Origin of the sequence: Campylobacter sp. US50a (assembly GCF_004379015.1) — a bacterium.
Taxonomy (GTDB): Bacteria; Campylobacterota; Campylobacteria; order Campylobacterales; family Campylobacteraceae; genus Campylobacter_D; species Campylobacter_D jejuni.
Genome location: NZ_RYYJ01000002.1, coordinates 14,582 through 31,481 on the forward strand (window position 1 = coordinate 14,582; position 16,900 = coordinate 31,481).

17 protein-coding genes are annotated in these 16,900 nt (G+C 30.2%); 16 read left to right on the forward strand and 1 reads right to left on the reverse strand.

Annotation, left to right across the window (positions count from 1 at the left end):
- Positions 1 to 2 precede the first annotated feature (2 nt).
- The 13 genes from pglB (at position 3) to pssA (ending at position 13,649) form a co-directional block, all read left to right on the forward strand.
- Positions 3 to 2,144, forward strand: coding sequence for an undecaprenyl-diphosphooligosaccharide--protein glycotransferase (gene pglB, locus ELQ11_RS01395; RefSeq protein ID WP_002861841.1), 2,142 nt, complete (start codon positions 3 to 5; stop codon positions 2,142 to 2,144).
- 9 nt (positions 2,145 to 2,153) lie between these two features.
- Entirely contained in the window at positions 2,154 to 3,284 is a 1,131-nt protein-coding gene (gene pglA / locus ELQ11_RS01400) for a N,N'-diacetylbacillosaminyl-diphospho-undecaprenol alpha-1,3-N-acetylgalactosaminyltransferase (protein WP_134225109.1), read from the forward strand.
- Entirely contained in the window at positions 3,277 to 3,879 is a 603-nt protein-coding gene (gene pglC, locus ELQ11_RS01405; protein WP_002870508.1) for an undecaprenyl phosphate N,N'-diacetylbacillosamine 1-phosphate transferase, read from the forward strand. The genes pglA and pglC overlap by 8 nt, the downstream gene beginning before the upstream one ends.
- The gene (gene pglD, locus ELQ11_RS01410) at positions 3,866 to 4,453 is read left to right on the forward strand and encodes a UDP-N-acetylbacillosamine N-acetyltransferase (RefSeq protein ID WP_032599162.1); all 588 of its coding nucleotides are present in this window, start codon (positions 3,866 to 3,868) and stop codon (positions 4,451 to 4,453) included. The genes pglC and pglD overlap by 14 nt, the downstream gene beginning before the upstream one ends.
- A complete protein-coding gene (locus ELQ11_RS01415) occupies positions 4,437 to 5,063 on the forward strand; it encodes a hypothetical protein (protein ID WP_223209410.1) in 627 nt (208 codons plus the stop codon). The genes pglD and ELQ11_RS01415 overlap by 17 nt, the downstream gene beginning before the upstream one ends.
- 93 nt (positions 5,064 to 5,156) lie before the next feature.
- A complete protein-coding gene (gene pglE, locus ELQ11_RS01420; protein WP_070261240.1) occupies positions 5,157 to 6,317 on the forward strand; it encodes a UDP-N-acetylbacillosamine transaminase in 1,161 nt (386 codons plus the stop codon).
- A 1-nt stretch (position 6,318) separates the two neighbouring features.
- On the forward strand, positions 6,319 to 8,091 hold the full coding sequence (pglF, locus tag ELQ11_RS01425) for a UDP-N-acetylglucosamine 4,6-dehydratase (configuration-retaining) (RefSeq protein ID WP_070210816.1): 1,773 nt from the start codon (positions 6,319 to 6,321) through the stop codon (positions 8,089 to 8,091).
- Positions 8,091 to 8,984, forward strand: a complete 894-nt coding sequence (locus ELQ11_RS01430) for a PDC sensor domain-containing protein (protein WP_126235023.1) — start codon at positions 8,091 to 8,093, stop codon at positions 8,982 to 8,984. Before pglF ends, ELQ11_RS01430 begins: the two co-directional genes overlap by 1 nt.
- Positions 8,985 to 9,096: 112 nt before the next feature.
- On the forward strand, positions 9,097 to 9,489 hold the full coding sequence (locus ELQ11_RS01435) for a chemotaxis response regulator CheY (protein WP_032603349.1): 393 nt from the start codon (positions 9,097 to 9,099) through the stop codon (positions 9,487 to 9,489).
- 22 nt (positions 9,490 to 9,511) lie between these two features.
- Positions 9,512 to 10,360, forward strand: coding sequence for a 50S ribosomal protein L11 methyltransferase (locus ELQ11_RS01440; protein ID WP_002861833.1), 849 nt, complete (start codon positions 9,512 to 9,514; stop codon positions 10,358 to 10,360).
- Positions 10,360 to 12,297: an ATP-dependent zinc metalloprotease FtsH gene (gene ftsH / locus ELQ11_RS01445; RefSeq protein ID WP_052949300.1), complete on the forward strand. Its 1,938-nt coding sequence runs from the start codon at positions 10,360 to 10,362 to the stop codon at positions 12,295 to 12,297. The genes ELQ11_RS01440 and ftsH overlap by 1 nt, the downstream gene beginning before the upstream one ends.
- Positions 12,294 to 12,911 (forward strand): phosphatidylserine decarboxylase, encoded by a 618-nt coding sequence (locus tag ELQ11_RS01450; RefSeq protein ID WP_052949301.1) that lies wholly within the window; start codon positions 12,294 to 12,296, stop codon positions 12,909 to 12,911. Before ftsH ends, ELQ11_RS01450 begins: the two co-directional genes overlap by 4 nt.
- 9 nt (positions 12,912 to 12,920) lie before the next feature.
- A complete protein-coding gene (gene pssA, locus ELQ11_RS01455) occupies positions 12,921 to 13,649 on the forward strand; it encodes a CDP-diacylglycerol--serine O-phosphatidyltransferase (protein WP_002870516.1) in 729 nt (242 codons plus the stop codon).
- Here pssA and ELQ11_RS01460 read toward each other — a convergent pair.
- A complete protein-coding gene (locus tag ELQ11_RS01460; protein ID WP_002870517.1) occupies positions 13,640 to 14,437 on the reverse strand; it encodes a ferritin-like domain-containing protein in 798 nt (265 codons plus the stop codon). The two genes, pssA and ELQ11_RS01460, sit on opposite strands and share 10 nt — an antisense overlap.
- 89 nt (positions 14,438 to 14,526) lie before the next feature.
- Between ELQ11_RS01460 and ELQ11_RS01465 the strand changes: the two genes are divergently transcribed.
- The 3 genes from ELQ11_RS01465 to cetZ all read left to right on the forward strand — a co-directional run bounded on the left by ELQ11_RS01465 (position 14,527) and on the right by cetZ (position 16,897).
- Positions 14,527 to 14,886 carry a methionine-R-sulfoxide reductase gene (locus ELQ11_RS01465; protein ID WP_002861829.1) on the forward strand — a complete coding sequence of 120 codons (360 nt, stop codon included), beginning with the start codon at positions 14,527 to 14,529 and terminating at the stop codon, positions 14,884 to 14,886.
- A 14-nt stretch (positions 14,887 to 14,900) separates the two neighbouring features.
- On the forward strand, positions 14,901 to 15,527 hold the full coding sequence (locus ELQ11_RS01470) for a MarC family protein (RefSeq protein WP_074486966.1): 627 nt from the start codon (positions 14,901 to 14,903) through the stop codon (positions 15,525 to 15,527).
- A gap of 80 nt (positions 15,528 to 15,607) precedes the next feature.
- Positions 15,608 to 16,897 carry an energy taxis response protein CetZ gene (gene cetZ, locus ELQ11_RS01475; RefSeq protein WP_002861827.1) on the forward strand — a complete coding sequence of 430 codons (1,290 nt, stop codon included), beginning with the start codon at positions 15,608 to 15,610 and terminating at the stop codon, positions 16,895 to 16,897.
- Positions 16,898 to 16,900: the final 3 nt, after the last annotated feature.

The following is a 16,900-nucleotide window of genomic DNA, read 5'->3' on the forward strand; positions in this document are numbered from 1 at the left end:
AGATGTTGAAAAAAGAGTATTTAAAAAACCCTTATTTAGTTTTGTTTGCGATGATTATATTAGCTTATGTTTTTAGTGTATTTTGCAGGTTTTATTGGGTTTGGTGGGCAAGTGAGTTTAATGAGTATTTTTTCAATAATCAATTAATGATCATTTCAAACGATGGCTATGCCTTTGCTGAGGGCGCAAGAGATATGATAGCAGGTTTTCATCAGCCTAATGATTTGAGTTATTATGGATCTTCTTTATCCGCGCTTACTTATTGGCTTTATAAAGTCACACCTTTTTCTTTTGAAAGTATCATTTTATATATGAGTACTTTTTTATCTTCTTTGGTGGTGATTCCTATTATTTTGCTAGCTAATGAATACAAACGTCCTTTAATGGGCTTTGTAGCTGCTCTTTTAGCAAGCATAGCAAACAGTTATTATAATCGCACTATGAGTGGGTATTATGATACGGATATGCTGGTAATTGTTTTACCTATGTTTATTTTATTTTTTATGGTAAGAATGATTTTAAAAAAAGACTTTTTTTCATTGATTGCCTTGCCGTTATTTATAGGAATTTATCTTTGGTGGTATCCTTCAAGTTATACTTTAAATGTAGCTTTAATTGGACTTTTTTTAATTTATACACTTATTTTTCATAGAAAAGAAAAGATTTTTTATATAGCTGTGATTTTGTCTTCTCTTACTCTTTCAAATATAGCATGGTTTTATCAAAGTGCCATTATAGTAATACTTTTTGCTTTATTCGCCTTAGAGCAAAAACGCTTAAATTTTATGATTATAGGAATTTTAGGTAGTGCAACTTTGATATTTTTGATTTTAAGCGGTGGGGTTGATCCCATACTTTATCAGCTTAAATTTTATATTTTTAGAAGTGATGAAAGTGCGAATTTAACACAGGGCTTTATGTATTTTAATGTCAATCAAACCATACAAGAAGTTGAAAATGTAGATCTTAGCGAATTTATGCGAAGAATTAGTGGTAGTGAAATTGTTTTCTTGTTTTCTTTGTTTGGTTTTGTATGGCTTTTGAGAAAACATAAAAGTATGATTATGGCTTTACCTATATTGGTGCTTGGGTTTTTAGCCTTAAAAGGGGGGCTTAGATTTACCATTTATTCTGTACCTGTAATGGCCTTAGGATTTGGTTTTTTATTGAGCGAGTTTAAGGCTATATTGGTTAAAAAATATAGCCAATTAACTTCAAATGTTTGTATTGTTTTTGCAACTATTTTGACTTTAGCTCCAGTATTTATCCATATTTACAACTATAAAGCACCAACAGTTTTTTCTCAAAATGAAGCATCATTATTAAATCAATTAAAGAATATAGCCAATAGAGAAGATTATGTGGTAACTTGGTGGGATTATGGTTATCCTGTGCGTTATTATAGCGATGTGAAAACTTTAGTAGATGGTGGAAAGCATTTAGGTAAGGATAATTTTTTCCCTTCTTTTGCTTTAAGCAAAGATGAACAAGCTGCAGCTAATATGGCAAGACTTAGTGTAGAATATACAGAAAAAAGCTTTTATGCTCCGCAAAATGATATTTTAAAAACAGACATTTTACAAGCCATGATGAAAGATTATAATCAAAGCAATGTGGATTTGTTTCTAGCTTCATTATCAAAACCTGATTTTAAAATCGATACGCCAAAAACTCGTGATATTTATCTTTATATGCCTGCTAGAATGTCTTTGATTTTTTCTACGGTGGCTAGTTTTTCTTTTATTAATTTAGATACAGGGGTTTTGGATAAACCTTTTACCTTTAGCACAGCTTATCCACTTGATGTTAAAAATGGAGAAATTTATCTTAGCAACGGAGTGGTTTTAAGCGATGATTTTAGAAGTTTTAAAATAGGTGATAATGTGGTTTCTGTAAATAGTATCGTAGAGATTAATTCTATTAAACAAGGTGAATACAAAATCACTCCAATTGATGATAAGGCTCAGTTTTATATTTTTTATTTAAAGGATAGTGCTATTCCTTATGCACAATTTATTTTAATGGATAAAACCATGTTTAATAGTGCTTATGTGCAAATGTTTTTTTTAGGAAATTATGATAAGAATTTATTTGACTTGGTGATTAATTCTAGAGATGCTAAGGTTTTTAAACTTAAAATTTAAGGGTTGAAAATGAGAATAGGATTTTTATCACATGCAGGAGCAAGTATTTATCATTTTAGAATGCCTATTATAAAAGCATTAAAAGATAGAAAAGATGAAGTTTTTGTTATAGTGCCACAAGATGAATACACGCAAAAACTTAGAGATCTTGGCTTAAAAGTAATTGTTTATGAGCTTTCAAGAGCTAGCTTAAATCTTTTTGTGGTTTTAAAGAATTTTTTTTATCTTACTAAGGTTTTAAAAAATTTAAATCTTGATCTTATTCAAAGTGCGGCACATAAAAGCAATACCTTTGGAATTTTAGCAGCAAAATGGGCAAAAATTCCTTATCGTTTTGCCTTAGTAGAAGGCTTGGGTTCTTTTTATATAGATCAAGGTTTTAAGGCAAATTTAGTGCGTTTTGTTATTAATAATCTTTATAAATTAAGTTTTAAATTTGCACACCAATTTATTTTTGTCAATGAAAGTAATGCTGAGTTTATGCGGAATTTAGGACTTAAAGAAAATAAAATTTGCGTGATAAAATCTGTAGGGATCAATTTAAAAAAATTTTTTCCTATTTATGTAGAATCGGAAAAAAAAGAGCTTTTTTGGAAAAATTTAAACATAGATAAAAAACCAATTGTGCTTATGATAGCAAGAGCTTTATGGCATAAGGGTATAAAAGAATTTTATGAAAGCGCTACTATACTACAAGACAAAGCAAATTTTGTTTTAGTTGGTGGAAGAGATGAAAATCCTTCTTGTGCGAGTTTGGAGTTTTTAAACTCTGGCGTGGTGCATTATTTGGGTGCTAGAAGTGATATAGTCGAGCTTTTGCAAAATTGTGATATTTTTGTTTTGCCAAGCTATAAAGAAGGCTTTCCTGTAAGTGTTTTGGAGGCAAAAGCTTGTGGTAAGGCTATAGTGGTGAGTGACTGCGAAGGTTGTGTAGAGGCTATTTATAATGCTTATGATGGACTTTGGGCAAAAACAAAAAATACTAAGGATTTAAGCGAAAAAATTTCACTTTTATTAGAAGATGAAAAATTAAGATTAAATTTAGCTAAAAATGCCGCCCAAGATGCTTTACAATACGATGAAAATATTATCGCACAGCGTTATTTAAAACTTTATGATAGGGTAATTAAGAATGTATGAAAAAGTTTTTAAAAGAATTTTTGATTTTATTTTAGCTTTAGTGCTTTTAGTGCTTTTTTCTCCGGTGATTTTAATCACTGCTTTGCTTTTAAAAATCACTCAAGGAAGTGTAATTTTTACCCAAAATCGTCCTGGGCTAGATGAAAAAATTTTTAAAATTTATAAATTTAAAACCATGAGCGATGAAAGAGATGAAAAGGGTGAGCTATTAAGCGATGAATTGCGTTTGAAAGCTTTTGGAAAAATTGTTAGAAGCTTAAGTTTGGATGAGCTTTTGCAACTTTTTAATGTTTTAAAAGGGGATATGAGTTTTGTGGGGCCTAGACCTCTTTTGGTTGAGTATTTATCCCTTTATAATGAAGAGCAAAAATTACGTCATAAAGTGCGTCCAGGTATAACAGGGTGGGCGCAGGTAAATGGTAGAAATGCTATTTCTTGGCAGAAAAAATTCGAACTTGATGTGTATTATGTGAAAAATATTTCTTTTTTGCTTGATTTAAAAATCATATTTTTAACAGCCTTAAAGGTTTTAAAACGAAGCGGGGTAAGCAAAGAAGGCCATGTTACAACAGAGAAATTTAATGGCAAGAACTGAAAAAATTTATATTTATGGTGCTAGTGGTCATGGGCTTGTTTGTGAAGATGTGGCTAAAAATATGGGTTATAAAGAATGTATTTTTTTAGATGATTTTAAAGGAATGAAATTTGAAAGCACCTTACCTAAATATGATTTTTTTATAGCCATAGGAAACAATGAAATTCGAAAAAAGATTTATCAAAAAATTTTAGAAAATGGCTTTAAAATCGTTAATCTTATTCATAAAAGCGCGCTTATAAGTTCTAGTGCAAGTGTGGAAGAAAATGCAGGAATTTTAATCATGCCTTATGTAGTAGTTAATGCTAAAGCCAAAATAGAAAAAGGCGTGATTTTAAATACTTCAAGCGTGATTGAACATGAATGCGTGATAGGGGAATTTTCTCATGTGAGTGTGGGGGCTAAATGTGCGGGCAATGTAAAAATCGGTAAAAATTGTTTTTTAGGGATTAATTCTTGTGTTTTGCCTAATTTAAGCTTAGCAGATGGTAGTATTTTAGGTGGTGGAGCAACTTTGGTTAAAAGTCAAGATGAAAAAGGTGTTTTTATAGGAATACCTGCAAAAAGGATGTAAATTGCATTTTAATAACAATCTTGTTGTTCACTATATAGTAAATCCTTCGCCTTTGGGGTGGATTGTCATTAATTTACTAACCATATGTCTAATATGCTACATATTTCCTTTGAAAAATTCTTTAAAACACAAAAAACTTTTTAGTCTTAAAGCAAATGTAAATTCTAAAAATAGTAGGATTGTAAAATATACAGGTATTGCTGCTTTTTTGGGTGGATTAATAGGAATTTGGTATAATTTTGAAGGTTTTTATCAACTTCTTTTTTTCTTTGAATTAGAAAATGAAAATTTAAAAACACTTTGGAGTTTGCAAGTATCAGTTTCTTCTGTGATAACAGGTATGTTATTATTGTTGATGTACGTTATAAATTTAGCAATAGTTTGTGAAAATGGAATTTATATAGTTAGTAAATTTAATCTTTTTTATATGTATTTTATAAAACGAGAAGATTTGGAAATTGTTAAAATAGAAAAAATGAAATTTTTAAATCAAGTTGAAGTTTGTTTTGTTATCAAAACAAAAAATAAAATACTCCTTAAATGCTTTGAAAGTATTTATAAAAAAGAAGACTTAGAAAAGCTTAAAAATTGGTATGAAAACAAGCTTTGACTATAAAAAGAATTTAAATATTTGAATCTTGGTAATTTTTTTTAGATAAAATATATAAGGATAAAAAATTCTGCTTTATATAAAGGATAAAAAATGAGATTTTTTCTTTCTCCTCCGCATATGGGCGGTAATGAATTAAAATACATAGAAGAAGTTTTCAAAAGCAATTATATAGCACCTTTGGGTGAATTTGTAAATCGCTTTGAACAAAGTGTAAAAGATTATAGTAAAAGCGAAAATGCCTTAGCTTTAAATTCAGCCACAGCGGCTTTGCATTTAGCTTTAAGGGTGGCAGGGGTAAAACAAGATGATATTGTTTTGGCTTCTTCTTTTACTTTTATCGCTTCAGTAGCACCTATTTGTTATCTTAAAGCAAAGCCTGTATTTATAGATTGTGATGAAACTTATAATATTGATGTAGATTTGTTAAAACTCGCCATTAAAGAATGTGAAAAAAAACCAAAAGCATTGATTTTAACTCATCTTTATGGCAATGCTGCAAAAATGGATGAGATTGTTAAAATTTGCAAAGAAAATGACATTGTTTTAATCGAAGATGCTGCCGAAGCTTTAGGAAGTTTTTATAAGAATAAAGCTTTAGGAACTTTTGGAGAATTTGGAGCTTATTCTTATAACGGTAATAAAATCATCACCACTTCAGGTGGAGGTATGCTTATAGGAAAAAATAAAGAAAAGATTGAAAAGGCAAGATTTTACAGCACTCAAGCAAGGGAAAATTGTTTGCATTATGAACATTTAGATTATGGTTATAATTACCGTTTAAGCAATGTTTTAGGAGCTATTGGTGTAGCACAAATGGAGGTTTTAGAACAAAGAGTGCTTAAAAAAAGAGAAATTTATGAGTGGTATAAAGAATTTTTAGAAGAGCATTTTAGCTTTTTAGATGAATTAGAAAATTCAAGAAGCAATCGCTGGTTAAGTACAGCTTTGATTGATTTTGATAAAAATGAACTTAATGCTTGTCAAAAAGATATAAATATCAGTCAAAAAAATATCGCTTTGCATCCAAAAATTTCAAAACTCATAGAAGATTTGAAAAATGAACAAATAGAAACAAGACCATTATGGAAAGCTATGCACACTCAAGAAGTATTTAAAGGAGCTAAGGCTTATCTTAATGGCAATAGTGAGTTATTTTTCCAAAAAGGAATTTGTTTGCCAAGTGGCACGGCGATGAGTAAAGATGATGTTTATGAAATTTCAAAACTGATCTTAAAGAGCATAAAGGCTTAAAATGATTTTTTATAAAAGCAAAAGATTAGCATTTTTTTTAACTTCAGATATTGTTTTAATTTTACTTAGCGTTTATCTGGCTTTTTCTTTGAGATTTAGTGGAGATATTCCGAGTATTTTTTATCATGGTATGATGATTTCTGCTATTATTTTGCTTGTTTTAAAACTTTCATTTTTGTTTGTTTTTAGAATTTATAAAGTAGCTTGGAGATTTTTTTCTCTCAATGAAGCAAGAAAAATTTTTATTGCTTTGCTTTTAGCTGAGTTTTGTTTTTTTCTTATTTTTTATTTTTTTAGTGATTTTTTTAATCCTTTTCCAAGAAGTGCTATTGTGATAGATTTTGTTCTTTCTTATATGTTTATAGGTACTTTAAGAATTAGCAAAAGAATGCTTGTGGATTTTAAACCTTCTAAAATGAAAGAAGAAGAAACTCCTTGTGTTGTAGTAGGGGCAACTTCTAAGGCTTTGCATTTGTTAAAAGGCGCAAAAGAAGGTTCTTTAGGACTTTTTCCTGTGGGTGTAGTTGATGCGAGGAAAGAGCTTATAGGGACTTATTGTGATAAATTTATTGTAGAAGAAAAAGAAAAAATAAAATCTTATGTAGAACAAGGGGTAAAAACTGCCATTATTGCTTTAAGACTTGAACAAGAAGAGCTTAAAAAACTTTTTGAAGAACTTGTAGCTTATGGTATTTGCGATGTAAAAATATTTTCTTTTACAAGAAATGAAGCAAGAGATATCAGTATAGAAGACTTGCTTGCTAGAAAACCAAAAGATTTAGACGATAGTGCTGTGGCGACTTTTTTAAAAGACAAGGTAGTTTTGGTAAGTGGAGCAGGTGGAACTATAGGCAGTGAACTTTGTAAGCAATGTATTAAATTTGGCGCTAAGCATCTTATCATGGTTGATCATAGTGAGTATAATCTTTATAAAATCAATGATGATTTAAATTTATATAAAGAAAAAATTACTCCTATTTTGTTAAGTATTTTAGATAAGCAAAGTTTAGATGAGGTATTAAAAACTTATAAACCTGAGCTTATTTTACATGCAGCCGCTTATAAACATGTGCCTCTTTGCGAACAAAATCCACATTCAGCAGTAATTAATAATATTTTAGGAACTAAAATTTTATGCGATAGTGCTAAAGAAAATAAAGTAGCTAAATTTGTGATGATAAGTACAGATAAAGCAGTGCGACCAACAAATATTATGGGTTGCACTAAGAGAGTTTGCGAGCTTTATACTTTAAGTATGAGTGATGAAAATTTTGAAGTTGCTTGTGTGCGTTTTGGTAATGTTTTAGGTTCTAGTGGTAGTGTGATACCGAAATTTAAAGCACAAATTGCCAATAATGAGCCTTTAACTTTAACACACCCTGATATAGTGCGTTATTTTATGCTTGTGGCTGAGGCAGTGCAACTTGTTTTACAAGCTGGAGCTATTGCAAAAGGGGGAGAACTTTTTGTTTTGGATATGGGTAAGCCTGTAAAAATCATAGATTTAGCTAAAAAAATGCTTTTACTTTCTAATCGTAATGATTTAGAAATTAAAATCACAGGCTTAAGAAAAGGCGAGAAGCTTTATGAAGAGCTTTTGATTGATGAAAATGATGCTAAAACGCAATATGAGAGTATTTTTGTAGCAAAGAATGAAAAGGTTGATCTTGATTGGCTTAATAAAGAGATAGAAAATTTACAAATATGTGAAGATATTTCAGAAGCTTTATTAAAGATTGTGCCTGAATTTAAACACAATAAAGAAGGTGTATAATGTATATAAAAGATATACAAAGATTTGAAGATAATCGCTATCGCGCTAGAGCTTATATGAGTTATATTTTAACAAGAAATTTACCTAATAAACTTCCTGACATTCACCTTGAAACGATTAAAACAGCTTTAGATAAAATAGCTCATGAAGTTGTTGTTTTTGATGCTTTGTATATTTTAGATATTTCAGGCATGCAAATAGAAAATGCAATTTCCTTAAATAAGGCTTATGAAATAGGGCAGGGTGAGGATAGAAGTACTCGTTCTTATTTTTATAGAGCTGTAAAATTAAGACGATGCGTTTTAAGCGATCCTTATCCTTCGGTTTTAAACAACGAACTTTGCGTGACAGCTTCTATGCCAATTTACGATGATAAAAATAACTTGCTTTTTGTTGTTTGTATCGATATCAAGCTTGAAGATATTTTAAGGATTATTCAAGCAGGAAAATTTGAGTTTGTTTTTACTCAATTTAGTCGTTTGGTATATTTTTGTTTCGCACTGGTTTTATTTGTGATTACTTGCTTTTTATTTCAAAAAGGTTTTTTTAGTCTTTTTGATAATCAAGCTATAGGTATAGAACATATGTTTGAAAGTACTATTGCTATAACTTTAGCTTTAGCTATTTTCGATTTGGCAAAAACTTTGATCGAACAAGAAGTATTAGGAAAAACAAAAAAAGAAGAAGGCGGAATTCAAAAAACTATGGTGAGATTTTTAGGTTCTATTATCATTGCTTTGGCTATAGAAGCTTTGATGTTGGTATTTAAACTTGCTATTGGTGATTTTTCTCAGATGATTTATGCGATTTATCTTATCGGTGGAGTGAGCTTGCTTCTTTTAGGTTTAAGTGTATATTTATTTACGGTTAAGTATAAAAATAATAATATTTGAGTAAAATTTTAAATAAAAGATGATATAATGCTATTTTTTAAAATTTTTTAGCTTGATTAATAAGGCTAAAAAGGGTAAAATAAAACTATAAAAACTTTGAAAGGACGAAATTGTGAAATTGTTAGTTGTTGATGACAGTTCTACTATGAGAAGGATTATTAAAAATACCCTAACAAGACTTGGACACGATGATGTTTTAGAAGCCGAGCATGGCGTTGAGGCTTGGGATTTATTAACTAAAAATGAAGATGTAAAAGTTTTAATTACAGATTGGAATATGCCAGAAATGAATGGCTTGGAGTTGGTAAAAAAAGTAAGAGCAGAGAAAAAATATGAAGATATGCCTATTATCATGGTTACAACTGAGGGCGGAAAAGCTGAAGTGATTACTGCTTTAAAAGCTGGCGTAAATAACTATATTGTAAAACCTTTTACTCCACAAGTTTTAAAAGAAAAGCTTGAAGATGTTTTAGGAATAGGAAGTGGAGAAGGTGCAGCTGAGTAAAGGCTGATTTTTAAAATTCTAAATGCAAAAAAAATATTACGAATTGTTCTTTATCGTAGAAGAGCAGTATAAAAATTTATTTCTTGATTTTGCTTTTGATTTAGGTATAGAAGCTATAGAAGAGAAAGATAATGGTGTTTATATTAGATCCCATGAGAGTTTAGAAGAGCTTTCATGGGCACTTGAAATATTTGCTCAAAAACTTACAACTACTTTCAATTTAAACCATAAAATTATTTCTAATTTAAGTCTTGTAGAGAAAGAAAACAAGGACTGGATACAAGAATATAAAAACGGCATAAAACCTATTTTAGTGGATAATGTTTATATCCATACCACTTGGCAAGAAGAAAAAAAGAATTATATAAATATAAAGATTAATCCAGCCTTAGCCTTTGGCTCAGGACATCATGAAAGCACATATTCTTGTGTAAAATTTTTACAAAAATTTTCTAAAAGTAAATTAAGAGCCTTAGATCTTGGTTGCGGTAGTGGAATTTTAGGTATTATCATGGCAAAGTTTGGCTGTAATGTTGAAATTTGTGATACTGATGAGTTGGCTATTGATAGTTCTTTGGAAAATGCAAGATTAAATGATGTCGATTTTCATAAGACTTGGTGTGGATCTATAGATAAAGCAAATGGTTTATATAACCTAATTGTTGCAAATATCATTGCAGATGTGATTTTAATTTTAGAAAAAGATATTAAAAACCATTTAGAAGATAATGCTATACTTATTTTGTCAGGAATTTTAGATAAATATTCAACAAGAATTAAAGAAAAATTTCAAGATTTAGAACTCATTGATGAAATGCAAATCAATGAGTGGTGTAGTTTTGTATATAAAAACAATAAAAAGGATAAGTAATGAATAATAATACCCCAAATAATAAGGGTAATCCGCAGGGTAATAATTTTTTTAACAAAAATCCCATTTTTATTTTTGCGATTTTTGCAATTGTAATGATAATTATTTTTAAGGGATTTTTTGATGGTAATGGTTCTTTTGGTGGGGCATTGAATGGTAATGAAGTAAATAAAAATGTCCCTTATTCTGAGTTAAAAAAGCTTATTGAAAGTGGACAAATCAATCAAGTTAGTATAGGACAAACAACAATCAAAGCAATTTCAAGCTCTCACAATACTGTTTATACAGCAAAAAAAGTTAACGATCCTGAGCTTGTGAGTTTACTAGATAGTAAAAATATCGCTTATGGTGCCTATTCTGAAACAAATTGGTTTACGGACATACTTTTTTCATGGGTTTTGCCAGTATTTATTTTCTTTGGTATTTGGATGTTTTTGGCAAGTCGTATGCAAAAAAATATGGGAAGTTCTATATTGGGTATAGGAAGTTCTAAGAAGCTTGTAAATTCAGAAAAACCTAAAGTAAAATTTAGCGATGTAGCTGGTGTTGAAGAAGCTAAAGAAGAAGTAAAAGAAATTGTAGATTTTTTAAAGTATCCTGAAAGATATATTAAATTGGGAGCGAAAATTCCAAAAGGACTTTTGCTTGTTGGACCTCCAGGTACAGGAAAAACTTTGCTTGCAAAAGCAGTTGCAGGTGAAGCTGATGTGCCGTTTTTTAGTGTTTCAGGTTCGTCTTTTATAGAAATGTTTGTGGGTGTAGGTGCTTCTCGTGTGAGAGATTTGTTTGAAAATGCAAAAAAAGAAGCTCCTGCTATTGTTTTTATTGATGAAATAGATGCTATAGGTAAAAGTCGTGCGGCAAGTGGCATGATGGGTGGAAACGATGAAAGAGAGCAAACTTTAAATCAGCTTTTGGCTGAAATGGATGGCTTTGGGACAGAAAGTTCTCCAGTCATTGTTTTAGCAGCAACAAATCGCCCAGAAGTTTTAGATGCAGCGCTTTTAAGACCAGGAAGGTTTGATAGACAAGTTTTAGTTGATAAACCTGATTTTAAAGGTAGGTGTGATATTTTAAAAGTGCACATGAAAGATGTAAAAATCTCCCCAAAAGTTAAGGTAGAAGACATAGCACGCTTAACCGCAGGGCTTGCAGGAGCTGATCTTGCAAATATTATTAATGAAGCGGCACTTTTAGCGGGTAGGGATTCTAAAAAATATGTAGAACAAAATGATTTAGTTGAAGCTGTTGAAAGAGCTATAGCAGGACTTGAGAAGAAATCACGTCGTATTAATGAAAAAGAAAAGAAAATTGTTACTTATCATGAATGTGGTCATGCTTTAATCGCTGAAACTACCAAAGGTGCAAAACGTGTAAGTAAGGTTTCTGTGATTCCGCGTGGTCTTGCGGCTTTAGGTTATACTTTAAATACTCCTGAGGAAAATAAATTTTTAATGCAAAAACATGAACTTATCGCTGAAGTAGATGTACTTTTGGGTGGTCGTGCAGCTGAAGAAGTGTTTATAGGTGAAATTTCAACGGGTGCAAGTAATGATTTAGAAAGAGCAACCGATATCATAAAAGCTATGATTTCTATGTATGGTATGAGTGAAATTGCAGGACTTATGGTGCTTGAAAAACAAAGAAATACTTTCTTAAGTGGTGGACAAACCATAAAAGATTATTCTGAAAAGATGGCAGAATCTTTAGATGATTATGTAAAGAAAACCTTAGATGAACGCTATAAAGATGTTAAAGATACTTTAAATACTTATAAAGGAGCGATTGAGACTATGGTAGCAGCCCTTTATGAAGAAGAGACTATCGAAGGCGCTAAAGTGCGTGAGATTATTAAAGAGTTTGAGGAACAAAATAGTCTACCAACTCGTTTGCAAGAGCTCGAAGAAGTTAAAATTGAAGTTAAAGTAGAAGAATGAAAGATTTTATTGCAAAAGATGGATATTTAAGTCTTATTATTTTAAGCTTGATTTTTATTTTTGTGTGGATTTTTTATTCTTTTTCCATCCTACTATTAGCATTAATTGTAATTTGTATTTTTCTTTTTAGAGCACCCAAAAGAGAACTTGCTTGTAGTGATGAAAAAGCTATTTTTGCACCTATAGATGGTAGGGTTGCTAAAATAGAAAATATTCATCATAAAGATTTAGGTGAATGTGTTGAAATTACTATTAAAAATGCTCTTTATGATGCTGGGAATTTTAATACACCTTTTGCAATGTCTATAATAGATATTCGTTTACGACACGGGCTTTTTTTGTGCAGTGAGTTAAAATCTGCAAAAATGATGAATGAAAGAGCTTTTATTTTGGCAAAAGTTAAAGAGAATAAAACGATAGCTTTGCGAATTTATGCAGGTTCTTTTGATAGAAAATTAAAGCTCGATAATATTTCTCATGATTTAAAAGCAGGAGATAGAATGGGTTTTTTAATTAATGGCTCTATAAGTTTACTTTTACCAAAAGATACTAGAATTCATATAGGCTTAAATGATGAAATTAAAGCAGGTTCATTGTTAGGCTATTTTGCGTAAGGAAAAATAATGAATAACAGACCGCAATTAATTTATATTTTACCCAATCTTTTTACAGCTGCTTCAGCTTTTTTAGGGGTTATTTCTATTATAGCTTCAATACATGGAAATTATTATACAGCTTTGATTTATATTATTTTATCTTTGATTTGCGATGGGCTTGATGGCCGTGTTGCAAGACTTACAAATTCTACTTCAAAATTTGGAGTAGAATTTGATTCTTTAGCCGATCTAGTAGCTTTTGGAGTTGCTCCAGCGGTTCTTTTTTATATGGCTATAGGTTATGATTTTGGAAAACTTGGATCTTTGATTACGGCTTTTTTTGTGGTTTTTGGAGCCATTCGTTTGGCGAGATTTAATGTTACTACAGGCACTTATGAACCTTCTGTTTTTATAGGTCTTCCTATACCTACTGCAGCAGTTGTGAGTGCTATATGGACTTATGCGTTTATCAGTTATGATTTTTTAAAGCCTTATGGTGTAGTTTTTTTGGTGCTTCAAGCAATTTTAGGGCTTTTAATGGTAAGTAATATACGCTATCCCAGCTTTAAAAAGCTTGATTTTAATCGTTCTAGCGTTTTAAAAGTTTTAATTATGTTAATTATAATATTTTCATTTTTATATCTTTACCCCCTTGAAAGTTTAGTAATTTTAGCAAGCTTGTATGTGCTTTATGGAATTATTCGGGTTTTATATACCATTATTGTTTCAAAATTTAAGATAAGAAATCAAGAGTAAAATTTTTCAATGACTTCGCATTCTTCTTGAGTAAAACCAGCTTTGATTCTTGCCTGAATGTTAAGTTTTTTTCCTGCAAGAGAGAATTGTTTAAATGTTTTGCAAAGTTCGATAAAATCATACTTGTTTTGATTTGAAAATTTCCACCAAGTATCTCCTTTTTTAACGTGTTTTATTTCATCATTAAGTATAATTTCAAGATATTCCATTAAAAGATTTTTAATGGAGTGATTGGAGCTTTCAAGTTTTTGAACAACAAAGGGGTTGGCATCAAGCCCTTTAGCTTCTAAACCTCTATGAACTACTCCCATTCTAAAGCTTAAAGAGTCTTTTGTAGCTTCTAGAGCAGATTCTAAATTATCATGCACTGGAAAATCTCCATATTTGTAACCAAGTTCTTCAAGTACTGAATTTAAAAGTTTGAAATGTTTAATTTCCTCATCTGCTACCTCCAGCCAATCGTAATAAAATTGCAAAGGTAGATTTTTAAAGCGATAACTAGCATCTAAAGCTAGGTTAATTGCATTAAATTCTATATGAGCGACCGAATGAATTATTTTAGCAAGCGCATGAGTTGAATTGACAAATTTAGGTCTTCTTATACGCGTAGGATGAAGTAAGGTAATTTGTTGTGATGTATTTTTTTTGAAAATGCTTTGATTCTCGTGATTAAAAATAAATTTGTGGCTTTTAAAGTCTTCATAAAAATTTTGAAAAGAGTGAAATTTTATATTTGTATTTTTTTCATATAAAATATTTTGAAGCTCTTGAAAAAATTCTTTTTGCATTTAAAACTTTCTTGAAAATTATAAAAATTTATCATTTAAAATTGAAATTTTAATTATATAATATAAAAATTATTTTACAAGGGTAGATCATGAAAGAATTAAATGAAGAAGAAAAAAAAGTAATTTTAAATAAAGGAACAGAAGCTCCTTTTAGTGGGAAATATAATGATTTTTATGAAAAAGGAATTTATCAATGCAAGCAATGTGGAGCTTCGCTTTATAAATCCGAAGATAAATTTAAATCAGGTTGTGGATGGCCTAGCTTTGATGATGAAATAAGAGGAGCTATTAAAAGAATTCCTGATAAAGATGGGATTAGAACCGAGATTGTGTGTGCAAACTGCAATGGACATTTAGGTCATGTTTTTGAAGGAGAGGGGTTTTCTGCTAAAAATGTAAGACATTGTGTAAATTCTATTTCTTTGGAATTTGTAAAAACTAAGGATTGATAATGTTTTCTAGTATGGGTTCTGAGCTTTATTTGATATTTTTTGCTGCAATTACTTTACTTGCCATCTTAAATCCTTTTGGTAATTTAACTCAATTTTTGGCTATGAGTGATGGATTGCCTTTAATGCTTCGGAAAAAACTTTTTAGAACTATTGTCTATACAGCTTTTACTATAGTTTTGGTATTTTTATTATCAGGACCTTTATTTATGAACTATATTTTTAGAGTTTCATTAGATGATTTAAGGGTTTCTGGTGGTTTGGTTCTTATTGTAATGGCTATTAAAAATTTACTTTTTTCAACAAAAATTGTAACTAAGGATTTTAGTTCTTATCAGGATATGGATGATAAGGAAATTTTAAGACAGAGTTTAATACCTATGGCATTTCCTATGCTTGTTGGACCTGGAACTTTAGCTAGTATTGTCGTTATAGCCGAAGATGGTGGGCTTGATGTTGCTCTTGGCGGAGTAATGATAGCTTTTATATTTATGTTTGTACTTTTTCATTTTGCAGCTACTATAGAAAAAATAGTTGGAAAATTGATTTTACATGTTTTTTCTCGCATAGCACAAGTGTTTATTGCTGCTATGGGATTTAAGATGATTATTGTAGGTTTAAAGGATATATTTAACTTATAAATTAATATAATTTTAAGTAAATAATACTATATAAATATGATATAATTTTAAAATAATTTATTATTAAAAAGGTGAGTTTTATGTTTGGTGCTAAGAAAAATAATACTGAAATAATTGAACAACTTGAAAAAAAGTGTAATGGTTTAGGAGATATTTTAAGATCTATTGGGAATACCATGGCGGTAATTGAATTTACCACCGATGGCGTTATTTTAGAGGCAAATCAAAATTTTTTAACAACTATGAAATACTCCCTTTCAGAGATCAAGGGCAAGCATCATAGTATGTTTTGTTTGCCTGAAGTTGTTAATTCTTCAGCATATAGTGATTTTTGGAAAGATTTAAGAGATGGAAAAGCTAGAAGTGGTCTTTTTAGACGTATAGCTAAGGGAGGGATAGATGTTTATTTAGAAGCAAATTATCTTCCAATTAGTGATAATAATGGTCATGTTTATAAAATTATTAAATTTGCCAATGATATAACTCAAAGACATTATGAAATGCTTGATCTTAGAAATACTATTGCTGCTGCTAATCGTTCTATGGCTATTATTGAATTTAAACCTGATGGGACTATTATTACGGCTAATGAAAATTTTTTAAGAACTATGGATTTTAATATTGATGAGATTAAAGGAAAGCATCATAGTATGTTCTGTGATTCTAATTATAGACACTCTAAGGACTATGTTCAATTTTGGGAAGATTTAAGAGAGGGCAAATTTCAATCAGGTAAATATATAAGATACGGAAGAAATAATAAAAAAGTATACCTTGAAGCAAGTTATAATCCGGTTAAAAATGATGATGGGAAAATTTACAAGGTTATTAAATTTGCTACAGATATAAGCGAACAAGTTAAAAAAGATCAAGAAAAACTTCGCCTCATAAGCGAACTTGCAGAAAAAAATGATAATCTTACTCAAGATGGAGATCGTGTAATTGAAAACACTGTTTCAAATGTTCAGAATATTGCTGATATGATGTCTCAAAGTTCAAATCTTGTTTCTTCATTAAATCAACAATCAGATGAAATTAAATCTATTATTCAGACTATTAGTGATATTGCTGATCAGACTAATCTGCTTGCTTTAAATGCTGCTATTGAGGCAGCGCGTGCTGGTGAACATGGTAGAGGTTTTGCTGTTGTTGCTGATGAAGTAAGAAATTTAGCCGAAAGAACAGGGCATTCAGTTAATGAAATTACCACTACGATTAATTCTATTCGTAATGTTACATCACAAGTGGTTGAGAGTATTAAAAGCGGTTTAGAGGATGTTAATCAGAGTGTTGAACTTGCAAAAGAAGCAAGAGAATGTATGGAGAAAATTCGTGAAAGCTCTGCTGAAGTTGCTAAAGCAATGTCATAAGCG